Annotated in this window: 12 protein-coding genes and 1 tRNA gene; 4 read left to right on the top strand and 9 right to left on the bottom strand. The window is 42.2% G+C overall.

The window, feature by feature from the left end; translation table 11 throughout:
* The first annotated feature begins 55 nt into the window (after positions 1-55).
* Positions 56-1,054: a UDP-glucose 4-epimerase GalE gene (gene galE, locus AACX33_RS20625; RefSeq protein WP_194000586.1), complete on the top strand. Its 999-nt coding sequence runs from the start codon at positions 56-58 to the stop codon at positions 1,052-1,054.
* Positions 1,055-1,136: 82 nt separating this feature from the next.
* Here galE and AACX33_RS20630 read toward each other — a convergent pair whose 3' ends face one another.
* The 6 genes from AACX33_RS20630 to fba all read right to left on the bottom strand — a co-directional run bounded on the left by AACX33_RS20630 (position 1,137) and on the right by fba (position 8,720).
* Positions 1,137-1,775 carry a hypothetical protein gene (locus AACX33_RS20630; RefSeq protein ID WP_194000588.1) on the bottom strand — a complete coding sequence of 213 codons (639 nt, stop codon included), beginning with the start codon at positions 1,773-1,775 and terminating at the stop codon, positions 1,137-1,139.
* Positions 1,753-3,021, bottom strand: coding sequence for an urease accessory protein UreH domain-containing protein (locus AACX33_RS20635; protein WP_194000590.1), 1,269 nt, complete (start codon positions 3,019-3,021; stop codon positions 1,753-1,755). The genes AACX33_RS20630 and AACX33_RS20635 overlap by 23 nt, the downstream gene beginning before the upstream one ends.
* A gap of 453 nt (positions 3,022-3,474) precedes the next feature.
* On the bottom strand, positions 3,475-4,605 hold the full coding sequence (locus tag AACX33_RS20640; protein WP_194000592.1) for a mechanosensitive ion channel family protein: 1,131 nt from the start codon (positions 4,603-4,605) through the stop codon (positions 3,475-3,477).
* Between the two features lie 5 nt (positions 4,606-4,610).
* Entirely contained in the window at positions 4,611-5,708 is a 1,098-nt protein-coding gene (locus AACX33_RS20645; RefSeq protein WP_194000594.1) for a mechanosensitive ion channel family protein, read from the bottom strand.
* Positions 5,709-6,668: 960 nt separating this feature from the next.
* Positions 6,669-7,316: an alpha/beta hydrolase gene (locus tag AACX33_RS20650; RefSeq protein ID WP_194000595.1), complete on the bottom strand. Its 648-nt coding sequence runs from the start codon at positions 7,314-7,316 to the stop codon at positions 6,669-6,671.
* A 324-nt stretch (positions 7,317-7,640) separates the two neighbouring features.
* The gene (gene fba / locus AACX33_RS20655) at positions 7,641-8,720 is read right to left on the bottom strand and encodes a class II fructose-bisphosphate aldolase (protein WP_194000597.1); all 1,080 of its coding nucleotides are present in this window, start codon (positions 8,718-8,720) and stop codon (positions 7,641-7,643) included.
* Positions 8,721-8,824: 104 nt separating this feature from the next.
* Between fba and AACX33_RS20660 the strand changes: the two genes are divergently transcribed.
* The gene (locus tag AACX33_RS20660) at positions 8,825-8,992 is read left to right on the top strand and encodes a hypothetical protein (protein ID WP_194000598.1); all 168 of its coding nucleotides are present in this window, start codon (positions 8,825-8,827) and stop codon (positions 8,990-8,992) included.
* Positions 8,993-9,069: 77 nt separating this feature from the next.
* Here the strand turns inward: AACX33_RS20660 and AACX33_RS20665 are convergent.
* The 3 genes from AACX33_RS20665 to pdhA all read right to left on the bottom strand — a co-directional run bounded on the left by AACX33_RS20665 (position 9,070) and on the right by pdhA (position 11,229).
* Positions 9,070-9,141, bottom strand: a tRNA-Lys gene (locus AACX33_RS20665).
* A gap of 60 nt (positions 9,142-9,201) precedes the next feature.
* Complete coding sequence (locus AACX33_RS20670; RefSeq protein WP_194000600.1) at positions 9,202-10,074, bottom strand: aldose epimerase family protein; 873 nt, start codon at positions 10,072-10,074, stop codon at positions 9,202-9,204.
* Between the two features lie 120 nt (positions 10,075-10,194).
* Positions 10,195-11,229: a pyruvate dehydrogenase (acetyl-transferring) E1 component subunit alpha gene (gene pdhA / locus AACX33_RS20675; protein WP_194000602.1), complete on the bottom strand. Its 1,035-nt coding sequence runs from the start codon at positions 11,227-11,229 to the stop codon at positions 10,195-10,197.
* A 678-nt stretch (positions 11,230-11,907) separates the two neighbouring features.
* Between pdhA and AACX33_RS20680 the strand changes: the two genes are divergently transcribed.
* Both AACX33_RS20680 and AACX33_RS20685 read left to right on the top strand, forming a co-directional pair.
* Entirely contained in the window at positions 11,908-14,181 is a 2,274-nt protein-coding gene (locus AACX33_RS20680; RefSeq protein WP_194000603.1) for an IMS domain-containing protein, read from the top strand.
* A 784-nt stretch (positions 14,182-14,965) separates the two neighbouring features.
* Entirely contained in the window at positions 14,966-16,225 is a 1,260-nt protein-coding gene (locus AACX33_RS20685) for a DUF4912 domain-containing protein (RefSeq protein WP_194000605.1), read from the top strand.
* Positions 16,226-16,321 lie beyond the last annotated feature (96 nt).

Consider the following 16,321-nt stretch of genomic DNA (forward strand, 5'->3'; position numbering starts at 1 on the left):
TGTGGCACCAGTAAAATAAATTAATTGAATCGTTGTCAACTCCAAAGGAAAAACTATGTCTTCTGGAAAGCCCAGCATCTTAGTCACGGGGGGAGCTGGATATATTGGTTCCCATACTGTACTTGCTCTCAAGCAAGCGGGTTATGAAGTCGTCATCCTCGATAATCTGGTTTATGGGCATCAAGACTTGGTAGAAAAGGTTTTGCAGGTAGAATTGGTAGTAGGAGATACAGGCGATCGCGCCTTGTTGGATGACTTATTTAAAAGTCGGAATATTACCGCAGTTATGCACTTTTCCGCCTATGCCTACGTAGGAGAATCCGTAACTGATCCAGCTAAATATTACCGTAATAATGTTGTGGGTACACTGACGCTATTAGAAGCGATGGTAGCTGCATCTATTGAGAAATTTGTTTTTTCTTCCACTTGTGCCACCTATGGAGTCCCAGAAATCGTACCCATTCCCGAAAACCACCCCCAAAACCCCATTAATCCCTATGGGGCTACCAAGCTGATGGTAGAGCGGATTCTGTCTGATTTTGATGTCGCTTACGGTTTGAAATCAGTCCGTTTTCGCTACTTTAATGCCGCAGGCGCTCATCCGGGTGGTTTACTAGGCGAGGATCATCAACCAGAAACCCACTTAATTCCCTTAGTACTGCTCACAGCTTTAGGCAAAAGAAAATCTATTGCCATTTTTGGCACAGATTACCCCACCCCTGATGGTACTTGTATTCGCGATTATATTCACGTTAACGACTTAGCCGATGCCCATGTTTTGGGGTTGAAATATTTATTAGAAAATGGAGACAGTGAAGTATTTAACTTAGGTAACGGCAATGGTTTTTCCGTCAGAGAAGTGATTGCAGCTGCGGCAGAAGTCACTGGACTAACCATACCAGTTGAAGAGTGCGATCGCCGCCCCGGTGATCCGCCATCTCTAATTGGTAGTGGAGAGAAAGCCAGAAAAATCCTCAACTGGCAACCTCAATACCCAGGCATCAAAGATATTGTCACTCATGCCTGGCAGTGGCATCAAAAGCGACATCTGTAATTACCGAAATTTTTCGGATTAAACTAAACATCCACTGTGATAAATCTTGTGGGGTGGGCATCCTGCCCGCCTGACTGTAAATCTATTCCCGCCCTTTCTTCATCCGTAGTATAAAAAAGACAATACCCAAAGCCAGAATAATTGCCAGCGCTAGCACCGTCATAGTCAACCCAGACCTGAAATTCATATCTTGACTCGGTGCATTATTGACATTTGGCACATTTTCTGAATTTCTAGCTGTTCCAGTTGCCACAGTCACTTCAAACTCAAATTGAAACGGTTTAAAACTGGCCTCAGATGCCGGTTTACCACTTAGCTGTAACTGATACCGTCCTGGCTTAGGAAAATTAATTTCTGCACCGGGAATACCTTGATAACGTTCAACGGCTACAGGTGCTAAAGATGGCTCGATTAGGGCTGGTTCTCCTGGTGTATGGGGTTCGGCATAAATCACTAATTCACAATCGCACTCCGCCAGGGTAATCACCTGTCCACCTTTACGAGTCAGAGCAAACCAAGCTTGAGTAGGTTCTCCAGCACGAGGATTATCATTCGGCTCAATGTGGATAGTAGCACCGACATCCTCAGATATTTCCACCTGATGGGCAGAAGTAGGATCAGCCGTAATTATTGATATGACTAAGCAACTCAAAAATAATAAATAATAGATGATCCTTCGAGTCTGACCATGCCTGTTACTAAGATTTGGTTGGGGGTACATAAAACTTCTCTATATTTAACATTGACCAAAACAAAGGTGACCGCAGCAATAACACGCTGAAGGTGACAATTCCTATTAGCACTACCGCTAATTTATTTCCCCATGTTGATTGCAAGGAACCCAAGTAATGGGAACCAATCAATACAGCATGAATGGCACTTAATAGTAAAGCTGGTACACTCAAAAGATGAATCTGTCGCCAACCCTTACCCAAATATTTTTGCAGTGATTCAAAACTTGTGAAAGCTGCTGGGGTAATTAAGACTAATGCTACAGCACCCGCAGCCATGCCCCACTGAAAATCCGGCGGTAAAAAGAAGAAAGCCGCAAATTGCCACTGGAATGAATGTTCGATCATGTGGGTTGTATGAACCACAGCCAGTACAAAAGCCGCCACACCCAAACCTCGGCGGTAACGCAACGGTGAAGCCCACAGGCGGCTAATGGGACGGGCAATGAGTGCCAATATTAAGCAGACCAACGTCGCGTGTCCACTGTAATCTACCATTGTGTCACCAGTCCGCAGCAAAGTAAGTACGCCAATGGTGAGTGTTACCCAACCGCCTAAGCGAAATAACTGACTGCGCCGATCTTTATTTACCAAAGACGTGGAGACACCCACACCTAGCATCGTGGGTAGGGTTCCCAGCCCAAAAGCTAGCATCGTTGCTGCACCCATCCATAAATTACCAGTTTCCGCCGCTTTAATTTGGGCAGCATATAAAAAACCACAAGGCATTAAACCCCAAGTCATGCCTAAAAGCATGGGTGTCCACCATCTCGTTTGGTAGGAAAGCTTGAGCATTCCTGTACTCAAGCGCTCATGTAAACGTCCTTGTAGTAAGGGATGTAATACAGGTATGCGCGGCAGCAAATCGGGTGTTACTTGCCCTAGCCCAAACCAAATTAGCATTAAGCCGGTAATAATTGCCATCCAGCGCCGGAAATCACTGCCTACACCCGCAAACTGACCACCTTGAAGTAATACCGAACCCAGCGCCCCTATGCCAGCACCGACTAAAGCATAGCTGAACATTCGCCCTAGATTCAGTAATAGATGAAATTTTAATTGTTCTTGCCAGGAGTTGGGTATTTTATGAGGTGGTATCTGTTCACCCTCAGCTGTTTGTGGAATTGATTGCTGCTGGGAAAGGGAAAAGGCCACAGTTAGGGGGCCACACATCCCAAAGCAATGTCCAAAACTGCCCAGGAACCCCAGGATGGTGATGAGTGACAAATCTAGCATTCTGATCAATTCCTGCGGCACGTTTCTAGTGCGGAAATTTACCCTAAGTTCTGGGATTTGTCAAAAGACGAGTTGTCAAACTTAGGCTCTCGCTCAGGGCAATTTTCCATCGGCGTTCTTCTTCAGCCAGGTATACAAACACATACTCAGTTGAAATTAGTGTGTCAAAGTCTCCCCTCTCCTTAGCAAGCCTACCGTGTACACACATCCTGAATTAAAGAGATTTTCCAGCCCTATAAACCGAATTTCACTGTAAATCCAGTTCCCCTCCTCGCTTGCGGGGAGGGGCTAGGGGTGGGGTCTTATGACACAAACGAGAATTTACCGACTTCTGTGTACACCGTACTCCCTTTGCAAGGAGAGGGGCTGGGGGTGAGGTTCTATATTTGATTGATAGGATCAAGCCATATGCTGGGGGAATTAAACCCAATTATGTCTCTTAACAGTTAACTGTTAAAGTGTCACTGGTGAATCTACATAAATTGTCGGTTCTTGCATGGTAAACTCAATGCCAAAAGTAACTAGTTTTTTAGAAATTTTCTCATTTGCTAACTCTAATAGACGTTTACGTAATTGTAGAGAGTTATCGCTAGAACCCAAAATAAAGAACGTCACTCTGGTTCGAGTTGTCTGCTTTTCAGAATTATGATTTAAAAAAGTAATACTGGTGCTTCCGGGATCTATACCAAACAGTGAGTTAGTACTTTCGGCTACCACCTGCTCCACTAAAGCTTGTTCTTGATGTTCTAGCAGGGTGACAAAATCGAGGTAGAGTAAAACCATTACTTTTTTACCTCGCGTAATATTTTCAATTTCTAAGTTTGCTAATATCGAATTGGGAATAATGAATAACGTACTTTTAGCAGCCGTCCGAATTTTACTGGAACGAATCCCAATTGATTCAACTCGTCCAAATAAGCCTTCAGGGATTTGTGCAGATTTCTGTAAACGAATATATTCTCCTGGAATAAAGGGTCGATCTAAATACAACACAATGGTTCCTAACAACTGCTCTAGTGTCTTTTGAGCCGCAAAAGCGATCGCTAATCCACCGATACCAAAACCAGTTAATAAACCAATTAAATTAAATTGTTGACTTTGAGCAAAAGCAATAATAGCAATAAATCCAATCATCACATTTGCTAAAGTTTCAAATACTAAAAGCAATTCGTCTACTTCTCGCCCCAATTTCCGCACTAATTCAATGCCATATACTCGAATAAATTGCCGAAATAACCGAGAAAATAGCCAAGCTAGACTACTAATAACAGCTAAGTCTACAATGGGTGCAAGAAATCTATATATCGATTGATATTCGATAATCCATGCTAAGGATAACGAGATCAGAATTAAACTTCCAGCTATTCTAAATAAGTTTCTAATCGGTTCGATTAAATTGTTATAAATACTAGCTACCTGTTGCGGTGCAAAACGTTGAATCACAATTCGCAAAAATGTAGGAGTATATCGTCCTACTAGTACAGATAGCAGGATAAACAATAAAAATAACCCAAATCTAGATAGGAATAATATTGTAGTGTCACGCTGGAAAAAGTCCAGGATTATCTGTGAAATATTTGTCATTATATCTAAATGGTAATCGGTGAGTCAACATAAATTGTTGGTTCTTCTATCTCAAATGCAATACCATATTCTTTTAAATATTCAGTCATGCTTTGAGTAGCCAAATCTAAAAGTTGACGACGTAATTCCATTGAAACATCTCCAGAACCCAAAATAAAGAAAGAAACTTGCGCTTGACTTTTATCTGGATCTACTAAATTATTGATATTCTTAAAACTTACGTCCGTATTACGTGAATCCAGTCCAAAAATCCCGTTTGTACTTTCTAAAATAACTTGACGAATCAGCGCTCTTTCTTCACTGCTGATGGCTTTATAAAAGGTCAAATAAAGTATGGACATGACTTTTTTCGCTCCAGTAAAGTTTTCAATATTTACTTGAGTCAAGGAACTATTGGGAACTATCACAACGGTTCCTTTACCAGAGGTACGAATACGAGTCGATCTCAAGCCGATAGATTCTACTCTGCCAAAAGTCCCGTCGGGTAGTCCGATATAATCATCAATGACAAAGGGACGGTCTAGATAAATAACAATACCACCTAAAACTTGCTCTAACGTCTTTTGAGCCGCAAAGGCTACTGCTAATCCACCAATTCCTAAACTGGCTAGCAATCCTAAAAGATTAATTTGATGACTTTGAGCATAGAGCAGAATAGCTACAACAATAATGATGATATTAGCTATCCATTTAAACAGGATGAGGAATTCACTGCTAATTTTTTGCCCAGTTTTAAAAGCAGCATTTAATAAATAAAAGTCAAAAAAATTCTTAAATAATCTCGAAGCTAATAAACTTGTGGCGATGGCTAAAGTTAAACTAATAATGATTTCTAATGATTGAGTCCAGCTATTTTTCGGGAGTAAAAAGGAAATAAATTCAACGCAAAAAATGACAAATACAGAAAATATGATAATTTCATTAGGCTTAATTAATTTTTGGTAAATATCTTGATTTTGGAAAAATGTTAATTGTTTCAAGAGTAATTTTAACCATATAAAAGTTAACCGGCTAATTACAAAGATTAAAGCTCCAACTACTAATCCTAGTGAGGCAATTGTGATTTCTTTAATCGTAATTATTTCTGGTAAATAATCTAACATTTATCCCATGAATGATGCAATTTTCTCTTTGACTCAATCTGCACACGAATCAGTGCTGACTACCTCTTACAGACGCGCCTCTAGTTATTGATTAGTTTCGCTCTCAGAGGCTTAGTCAACGACTAAAATTAATTTTTCAATCAATATTACAATAATTAGTCACTCATTGGAGTGCTGAGAAAACGCTATCCACAAGTAAATACTGGATAGATAAGCTACTGATAGAATGCAGATATTTAATATACAATCAAAGTCTTTCATGTTACTGAACTCAAGGTAAAAGTGTGCGAGAAGCTGGAGAATTTTAGCCGATAAACCTTAACGTCAACATCCAAAGAATCAGATGCTGGAAAAATACATTGGTGTACAAATGCTTAAACTAAGCAAAGTTAATGAGGTCGGTTAATAGATGAAACTACAAATTAAGGGCAGATTAGACACGGCTAACTCCCAGTAGTTATTTATCCACAATCAATGTACAAACGAATACACTTTTCTACCTGACCTCAATTCATCTGAGGTAGTTGGCTAAAGAACTGTGATGAATTAAACTGGTCTAATCTTTGACTAGCTTTTCACCAAAGCCTTGTTTCTGCTGCTAGCCCCACACTGCTGTACAGAACAGCAGCAATAACCAGCTAGCTAGCATTGGTTAGCCTATGAGTTTATTATTATGTACGCTATTCTGTTCTTTGTTATATATTATAAATCTAAACTAGACTAAAGCCCAAAAAATAGTCAGAAAATTTAGTCTTTAAAGCAGTTGTGCAGAATCTTTGATGAATTTATTTGTCATCAAGATCGGAAAAAGTCTGTATTTGTCAGGCGATCGCTATGAAGAACTAGTAACATATACTCATAGCATTATTTGTGTAGTTTTATAAAAAGCTAAGTTCCAATCCCTTTCTCTGTGGGGTTTAGCTTGTAAATGCAAGTTATAGATCCTGATGGCGCTTTTGGTCATTCCGATTCAAATTCAGGACTTGTACTTGAGCCGTTCCCGCTTGCCTGGGGGTCAAATGGTAAGGAAATCTGCGGTGTTCTAGAATCGAGTTGGGGTGCGCTCTCAAGCATAAACTGTTGAGTGCGCCCAAAGGACTTGTTTAAACGTCGCGCCACCTGGAAAGCCTTGAGTGCATTAATTTCTAGGCGTTCACTGGGATAAGCAGCAATAAAATTGAGTAGAGAAAGACCCTGGGGTTTAGTCGCACCTAATACAAATGCGGCTCTGAGTGCTTGTACCCCCGCCTGATCCTTTCTGACTAAAGCCTCGGAGAGGTTACTAAGAATCGTTGTGCCAATCTGAGTATTAAGTAAACTACTGAGGGTGACAACATCAATTGGTACTCGGGTTCTCAGCGTTTCCAAGAACAAGCGGCGTTGTTCTTCAGATATTCTCCCGGTGTAAAGTTCTAAACCCCTGGGAAATTCCCCAGTATCCGCAGCCTTTTGTAACTCGGAGAGAGAAATTGATTCGGCAAAGGGGCCAAAACGCACAACAACTGTATCAGCAGCCCAGACAGAGGTATTTGACCCACAAAACTGTGTCAAAGCGATCGCACCCCAGAAACTTGCGACTATCTTCAAGTTTTTCCAGTTTCTTCCCATGAAATTTTCACCCATGAATGCTTAGGGGAATATGACGGAAATTTGTTTACTTGACTACCCCAGCAGTTATAGCAACCGCCAAGGAGGTTAAAACATAAACGGATAAGTAGGTCGGCGTAAATAAAGTTAACTGGCTAGGGTCGTCATTTGTCATTGGTCATTGGTCATTAGTCACATTGGGAAGTCACAATTTTTCCCCCCTGCTCCCTGCTCCCCCACTCCCTACTCCCTACTCCCCATCAGATAAATTAAAAGAGCATAGCAGTGCTATGCCCCTATTTAATTAAAAGAGCATAGCAGTGCTATGCCCCTATTTAATTGTTGTTACACTTTAGCAGATGCCTTAGTTACCATATTCAGTTCGCCCTTGGCATACTTAGCAGCAAAATCTTCCAAAGAAATTTGCTTAATCTTGCTAGCATTGCCGGCAGTGCCAAATTGCTCATAGCGGTCAGAACAAACCTTCTGCATATATTTAATCGAAGGCTTGAGGAAGTGACGGGGGTCAAATTCCTTGGGGTTTGCTGCCAAAGCTTCACGCACGGCGGCGGTGATAGCTAGACGGTTATCGGTGTCAATGTTAACCTTACGCACACCACACTTGATACCTTTTTGAATTTCTTCTACAGGTACACCGTAGGTTTCGGGAATTGCACCACCATATTGGTTAATTAGTGCCAATAAATCTTCAGGCACAGAAGAGGAACCGTGCATTACCAAGTGGGTGTTAGGCAGACGGCGGTGAATTTCTTCAATGCGACTAATTGCCAAAATTTCGCCTGTGGGCTTGCGAGTAAACTTGTAAGCACCGTGACTGGTACCGATAGCTACAGCCAAAGCATCTACCTGGGTTTGCTCTACAAAGTCTGCTGCTTCGTCTGGGTCAGTCAGCAATTGAGAGTGGTCGAGTGTACCTTCAAAACCGTGACCATCTTCAGCTTCACCAGCACCAGTTTCCAGAGAACCCAAGCAACCAAGTTCACCTTCAACGCTGACACCCAAGGAATGAGCGACTTTAACTACTTCACGAGTGACATTGGCATTGTACTCAAAGCTAGCGGGAGTTTTGGCATCAGCTTCCAGAGAACCATCCATCATCACGCTGGTAAAGCCATTCTTGATTGCTGAGTAGCAAGTAGAAGGAGCATTACCATGATCTTGGTGCATGACAATGGGAATCTCAGGATAAGTTTCCACTGCTGCCAAAATCAGGTGGCGCAGAAAGTTTTCTCCAGCATAAGCACGAGCGCCACGAGAAGCTTGTAAAATTACAGGGCTGTCTGTTTCGGCTGCTGCCTTCAGAATTGCCTGAATTTGCTCCAAATTGTTAACGTTAAAAGCAGGAATGCCGTAACCGTTTTCAGCCGCGTGATCCAAAAGCAGCCGCATTGGTACGAGCGCCATATATAGTCCTCCTAATTTATTTTTCAGCTAATCGACGTGAGAAAAGCGTTATTATTACGCTAATCTTAATACTTTTTTCAACTTATAGGAAATTATAACTAGTGATGGGTGTTTATGTTGAAGAACTTGACGCTATCTTTCATAAAGATGCCCTATACCTGCCATATACTACTGTGCAGTCAGCTACGCTACGAATAATGGCTTTGGTAGCCCTGTATCCTAGATACCAACTTTGTTCATACTTCGGCAAGAGCGATCGCATCTCTTCTTGATGATCATCTAAATAAGCCAGCGGTATCTTAAATTCTGGCGATCGCGCACCATACCAAAATTACATTAACCTTAAAAGTGGGTCGCCCGAGATTCGAACTCGGAACAAATCGGTTAAAAGCCGAGTACTCTACCATTGAGTTAGCGACCCTTTTATTTTGTTTTGCAACTTTGCCATCATAGCATGAGCATCTGAGATTTGCAAACAATTTTATAAAAGATTCACTCTCAAGCTTACAGATGCCGTGCAGCTAGCTTTTGGAGCTAAGACAGTCAGGTTTTCTCCAGTATTGAGGGCATTACGAGGGGCTGTCCAAGGTTCTAGACAGTAGAAGTCTTTGCCTTTGACTGTCCAAAACACCAGATGAGAATAGATCGGATCGTAATCTAAAGTCAGTTTGAGCGAACGGCTAGGATCTATAACTGTGGCAGATTGGCTAGTCAAATCTTTAAAAGCAACATCAATTTCATCGCGGTTGAAATCAAAACTACCGTCAAATGAGTGAATTTCCTTAGTATTTTGGTCTTGATACTGCACAGAAGGAATTTGAAACTCTAGCTGACTCTTATCACTACCAGTCAGAAAGTAAGGATGGAAACCAGCCGAAAAAGGCATTGGGGTGGATGACAAATTTTTATATTCCTGCCGAATTGCTAAAGTATTACCTTGCAATTCATAGGTAAAAATGAGTTGAAAGTCAAAAGGATAAACTGCCTTAGTTTGCTCGTTGCTATTGAGTACGAGAGTCAGACTAGCGTTATCTTCAGTTTTTTGTTCAGTCACTTCCCACGGTAACTCACGCGCAAAGCCATGTTGTTTAAGAGTGTGCCGTTGCCCGTTGTGGGTATAGATATTATCCGGTAAATTGCCACAGATAGGAAACAGGATCGGATTTCCACCTCTGACGCTCAAATCAGGATGAGTAAAGCGTTCAGTATCCAGATAGAAAATTTCTTGCCCCTGGATGCGCCAACGGGTGATAATACCGCCTCTTTCTGGTACTACTTCTATTTGAGAGCCAGCACTTTCATCGCTGAGGATGTAAGTTTTGTATTGTTGCTCTTGAAGGGTGATAGTAAACACAAGCTTCAGTCCTAATTTAAAGTGAATTTAGAGTAGATCCAGAAATTAAATATGCGTCTTCGGTGAAACCTTATAGAGACGTTGTATGCAACGTCTCTAGGAGATAACACTCAGAACTCTCTACTCGTCTTCTGCAAATATGAAGCGATACAACTCGCTGGGGTCTGGTTCTGGGCTACTTTCGGCAAACTTCACCGCTTCCTCAATGACTTCTTGAATTTTGCGATCAATTGCTTTGAGTTCGGCATCGTCGGCTAAGTTTTGCTCAATCAGATCAGCCGCCAACTTCTTAATGGGGTCACGGGAAAACCAGAATTCTTTCTCGGCTTTGCTTCGCATTTCATCTGGGTCTGCGAGGGAGTGTCCCCGGAAACGGTAGGTGAGGGCTTCTATTAATGTTGGCCCTTCACCAGCACGGGCGCGGGCGACGGCTTCTTGAGCGACGGAGCGCACTGCTAGCACGTCCATACCGTCTACTTCCACGCCTACCATGTTAAACACGCTGGCTTTTTTGTAAATCTCTGGCTGGGAAGTTGCTCGTTCGTGAGACATCCCAATTGCCCATTTATTATTTTCGACGACAAACAGAATCGGCAATTTCCAGAGAGCTGCCATATTTAATGTCTCGAAAAACTGACCGTTGTTAGCTGCACCATCGCCAAAAAAGCAAGCTGTTACTTGGTCAGCGTTTTGGTCTCCTAAAACTTCGCGGCGGTATTTGCTTTGAAAAGCTGCGCCAGCTGCTACGGGAATGCCTTCAGCCACAAAAGCATAACCACCTAGTAAGCCATGCTCGGCAGAAAACATATGCATCGAACCACCACGTCCTTTGCTGCACCCTGTGGCTTTGCCAAATAACTCTGCCATCACTTCTCGCGCTGGTACACCGGCACTCAAGGCATGAACGTGGTCACGGTAGGTACTGGAAACAAAATCTTCACCCGGTCGCATCGCTTGGATCACACCTGTGGAAACTGCTTCTTGACCGTTGTATAGGTGGACAAAACCGAACATTTTGCCCCTATAGTACATCTCAGCGCATTTGTCTTCAAATGAGCGACCTAGTACCATATCTTCATACAGCCGCAATCCTTCTTCTTTAGTGATTTTGAGAGTGGCCTTATTAAATGTAGGTAACGTGCGTTCTTGAACCATTATTTTGTAGTATTCCTATAGTAAAACTGAAATTTACCATCTCAAATAAGTTGCTGTCAGACAATATCTGCTTTTCATTAGCTAGGATGTGCTGAAGTCAACCACCAAAATTTATGCACCAAAAAGGTTTATGAGCAATAGAGGCGAAACAATGAGTGAATTTTTGATTGTTCTACCCACGCTCTGCGAGGATCTTACCCTAAGGCCAACAAATACACCCCTGAGTTTTCTCACTCCCTAATCCTGTTCATAGGCTATCAATCAGGATAGCTCGGTTTCTGCATATCCATGAACAATTTGGTAAAAATGAATCAGGAATTTTTTATCTATAGCGCGATACTTGTAAAAAAAAGTTATTTATGCTATATTCACGAATCTTTAATTAACACATATCCTTAACTGCGTAGCTGGGGAAATCCGTGAACGATCAGTAACTATAAGTGCTTACAGGCAAAAATACTCAGAATTAAAACAAAGTATTGGCGCTTTCTAGGCAATGCAAAATATTACCACTAAAATATTATTTAAATTTTAGGAAGTAACAAAATAGATTGTCTCAATATATACTTATAGTGTAAGTTGTTTACGGTATTATTAACCGTACTATTATGGCACGGTTTTACATGGCTGGAATGCTCTAGGTGAATTATGTTGATCACGGTGCAGGGGAAGTAGACTGTGCGAATTCCGCTAGATTACTACCGAATTTTGGGATTACCGTTAGCGGCAAGTGATGAACAGTTGCGGCAGTCATACAGCGATCGCATTATGCAATTGCCGCGACGAGAGTATTCTCAAGCAGCAATTTCTTCTCGCAAACAACTCATAGAAGAAGCTTACGTGGTTTTATCCAATCCTAAAGAACGTAGCAGTTATGACCAGCTTTATCTTGCCCATGCCTATGGCCCTGACGGCAATGGTAATGCTACTGTTGCAGTGGGAACCCACACAGAAAGCAACAACGCTGATGCTGACATCCAGAGTCTGAGTATTGACATTTCCCAAGAGGAATTAGTTGGTGCTTTATTGATTCTGCAAGAACTGGGGGAATATGAACTGGTACTAAAGCTAGGTCATAATTACCTCACGAATCAAGGCGGTATAGCATCTGCTAGAGGCGCAAATGATCTCGAAAGTGAAGAATTTCTCGAAAATTCTGATTACCCAGATATTGTTCTGACTGTAGCGCTGGCTTGTCTTGAGTTGGGTCGGGAGCATTGGCAGCAAGGTCAGTATGAAAATGCGGCTATTTCTTTAGAAACTGGTCAAGAACTGCTAGCTCGTGAAGGGCTATTTGCCAGCGTCCAGGCGGAAATGCAGGCTGATTTGTATAAATTGCGCCCCTATCGAATTTTGGAATTGTTGGCATTACCTGAAGAAAAGTTTGCCCAAAGAAGACAAGGCTTAGGATTTTTGCATGACATCTTGAGCGATCGCGGTGGTATCGATGGTACTGGCAATGATCAATCAGGTCTGAATATAGATGATTTTTTACGCTTTATCCAGCAATTACGCAACTATTTAACAGTTGGTGAACAACATAAGTTATTTGAAGCGGAAAGTAAACGTCCATCTGCTGTTGCCACTTACTTGGCGGTTTATGCCTTATTAGCACGGGGATTCACTCAATATCAACCGGCTTTAATTCGTCAGGCGAAGCAAATGCTGATGCGTTTGGGAAAACGTCAAGATGTGCATTTAGAACAATCGCTGTGTGCGCTGCTACTGGGTCAAACCGAAGAAGCCACCCGTGTTTTAGAACTCAGTCAGGAATACGAAGCCCTAGCTTTGATTCGGGAAAAATCCCTAGACTCTCCCGACTTGCTACCGGGGCTATGTTTGTATGCTGAACAATGGTTACAAAATGAAGTATTCCTTCACTTTCGAGATTTAGCTAAACAGCAAGCTTCGCTGAAAGATTATTTTGCTAACCAAAAGGTGCAAGCTTATTTAGAAGCTTTACCTAACGATGCAGAAACCAGTCAGGAATGGGCTATCATCAATCGTCAGTCTTTTTCCCACCCTCCGCGTCAGAGTTATCATTCCACTGCTGTTTCTCCACAATTTGCCCAGGATAAAACACCTGATGCGGATTTATCAGCAACGCCAGATCACAAAAGACATGAAAATGCCAACTTCACGCCAACTCATGGCAGTACACCACCAGATATCATTTCACGAGTGGCTAACTCACAAACACATTTAGCACAATTTTCTCATCCTGAACACACAACCAGAGCCACTAACCATCATCTCAATGGTGCAGCTAAATCAACTCCCACTAGTCAAGTCAAAAAGCGCCGGAGACGAAAGCCCAGTCAACCTGTCAACCGGGGTTATCCTCAACAGCAACAAGCTTTTGCTGCGACTTTAGAAGGAAAAACACGACTTGTTTGGACTATATTTGGTTCTTTAGCAGGTATCTTAGTTTTTTGGCTGTTAGTTTCGACGACATTTGGATTGGTGAAAAATTTATTATTCCCTGCACCAGTTTTACAAGGTGAACAGTTATTTGTGCAACTGAATGAACCACCCATAAATATTCCAGACGAAAGCAGCAAGTTACAACCCCCAGAAGGTTCTTTGACCGATGGGACGGCGCAAGAAGTTATTCAGACTTGGCTATCTACTAAAGCCGCAGCTTTAGGGCCGAAATATAACCTGGATAGTTTACAAGACATTCTTACAGATACAACTCTTTCTCAATGGCGGGGGCTGGCCCAACAAGAGAGGTCACAGAACCGCCATCGGACATATAACCACACAGTCAAGGTGGAATACTTTGATCAGAAATCGGATCAAGCTGTAGTCGTGGCTACAGTCAGGGAAGTCACGCAGTTCTATGACCAGGGTCAGATCAGAAATTTTACTGATGAAACTTTGCGGGTGCGATACTCTTTAATTCGACAAGCCGATGTTTGGCGTATCCAAAATATGTCGGTTATTAATTAAATTGGCATGAAATTTTACATGGAAAAAAACTCAAATCAAGTCTGTAAGTTGTAATTTTTACCAATAAAAAAGAAATATAAATTACCCGTAGTGGCGTGGCAAGCTGAAAATGTTGCATTATGTTTCTCTTGTGGAACAGACAAGATGCCTGTTCTGGGCTGGCTAGAAGTCCACTCCACAATATTTATGTTTATGCACTAATTTAGGCTTGTCAGTCCAATAGGGTGCGTTACGCTGCGCGACAACATACCCTAAACTTCATTTTTCTTTACATAGTTATAAATATTCCAGCCTACTTACCCCTGATTCTGGGGTGCTTCACATTTTTGCCGCAACGTTTATTCCGGCTTATTCCTTTGTGGATTGCGGTTTTCAGCTAATCCATAACTGAAATGTCATGTTTCCATAACATTTACGCTATGCTTCCAAACGTAATTACGGCAGTTTGTCATGGTTTGCTGACATTATGATCCCCGAAGAGCCGATAAATTCGTATAACAGGCAAAAAAGTGCCTGTAACCCCCTTGATCCCTAGCAAGGTTTAATGGTTAATATTTACTTAACAAAAGAACTGCTCCGATCCCAAAGAAATGCTGATCATGGCATGATCGCGGAATCGAAAGGTTGTGACTCTCAATTTAAGAACAAATTAAAAACTTAAAAGCTGGGCAAAACCAGAAGTCAGGAATCAGAAATTCATCTGGGGTAGATGACATTTTATTTTATAGAAGATTCTGTAACCCAGGGAAATCATTTACCTTGCAAACTACTGGAGTCCAAGATTATGGCAAAAGAACGCCCACCACTAGAAGAGATGACATTAAGGCAACTACGCAAAGTTGCCAGTGAATATAGCATCTCTCGCTATAGCCGAATGCGTAAATCTCAACTGCTGGCATCGATTCAAGAAGTCCAGCGCAGCAAAATATCGCTTAGTCCAACTCGTTCACTGGAGGCACAGGAAACCGTGGAAGCAGCAAAATTTGAATTAGGCCAAGAAGACCGAACTGGTGGTTCTTTGGCTGATGTTGATGAAGGACTGGCAGACCTACCACAAGGTTATGGTGAAAGCCGGATTGTACTGTTACCCCGCGATCCTCAATGGGCTTATACCTACTGGGATATTCCTCACGAACATAAAGCGGAACTACGCCAACAAGGTGGACAGCAACTAGCACTGCGGATCTACGATGTTACCGACATCGATATTGATCACCAAAGCCCTCACAGTATTCAAGAATATCCTGCTGACGAATTGGCAAGAGAATGGTATATTCCCATTCCAGTGAGCGATCGCGATTATGTCATAGATATCGGTTACCGTACTGCTGATGGTCGTTGGTTAGTATTGGCGCGTTCTGCGAGAGTACACATTCCTCCTGTTTATCCATCAGACTGGATTGAGGATGCTTTTGTGACTGTCAACTTTGAAGAAGATTTACGTGGTAAAACTGTTTACGAATTAGTCCCCCCGGCGAAGAAAGCCGCAGCCGCAGCGTCAGCCGGAATAGGAGTAAACGGTAACAGTAACCCCATATACGAAGAAATCTTTGGCTTGGCTGAATCTGCCGAAGCCCAACGAGTTGCTGGTTCTCTGTTCGGTTCCATGCACCAAGTACCAAGTTCTGCACGTCCGGAAGAAGCTATTAGTTCCTACGTTTTCCCCTCTGGTGTAGGTATGTGGGCTGTTCCTACTGCGTCTGGTTTAACCATGTCTGGTGCTGGTATGTCAGGTGCGGGCTTCTCGGCTGGCGTACCAATGCGTCCTCGCCAATTCTGGTTAGTTGCTGACGCTGAGTTAATTGTTTACGGTGCAACCGAACCTGATGCAACTGTGACTATTGGCGGTCGTCAAATTAAACTGAATCCAGATGGGACATTCCGCTTCCAAATGTCCTTCCAAGATGGTTTGATTGACTATCCAATTGTGGGTGTGGCGGCTGATGGTGAACAAACACGATCAATTCAAATGAAGTTTAATCGTGAGACTCCATCTCGAAATACCAATACTAAAGATGAAGCCGTTGTAGAATGGTTTGCTTAACTTGCTGATGGTGAATTGAAAATATTAAAATCTTCCCCGCTTGATTAATTTCATAGCGGGTTTTTGTTTGTCTTCTGGATAGGACTGATCTCAAGT

This window comes from Nodularia sp. LEGE 04288 (assembly GCF_963896525.1).
In the GTDB taxonomy this organism is placed as follows: Bacteria; Cyanobacteriota; Cyanobacteriia; order Cyanobacteriales; family Nostocaceae; genus Nodularia.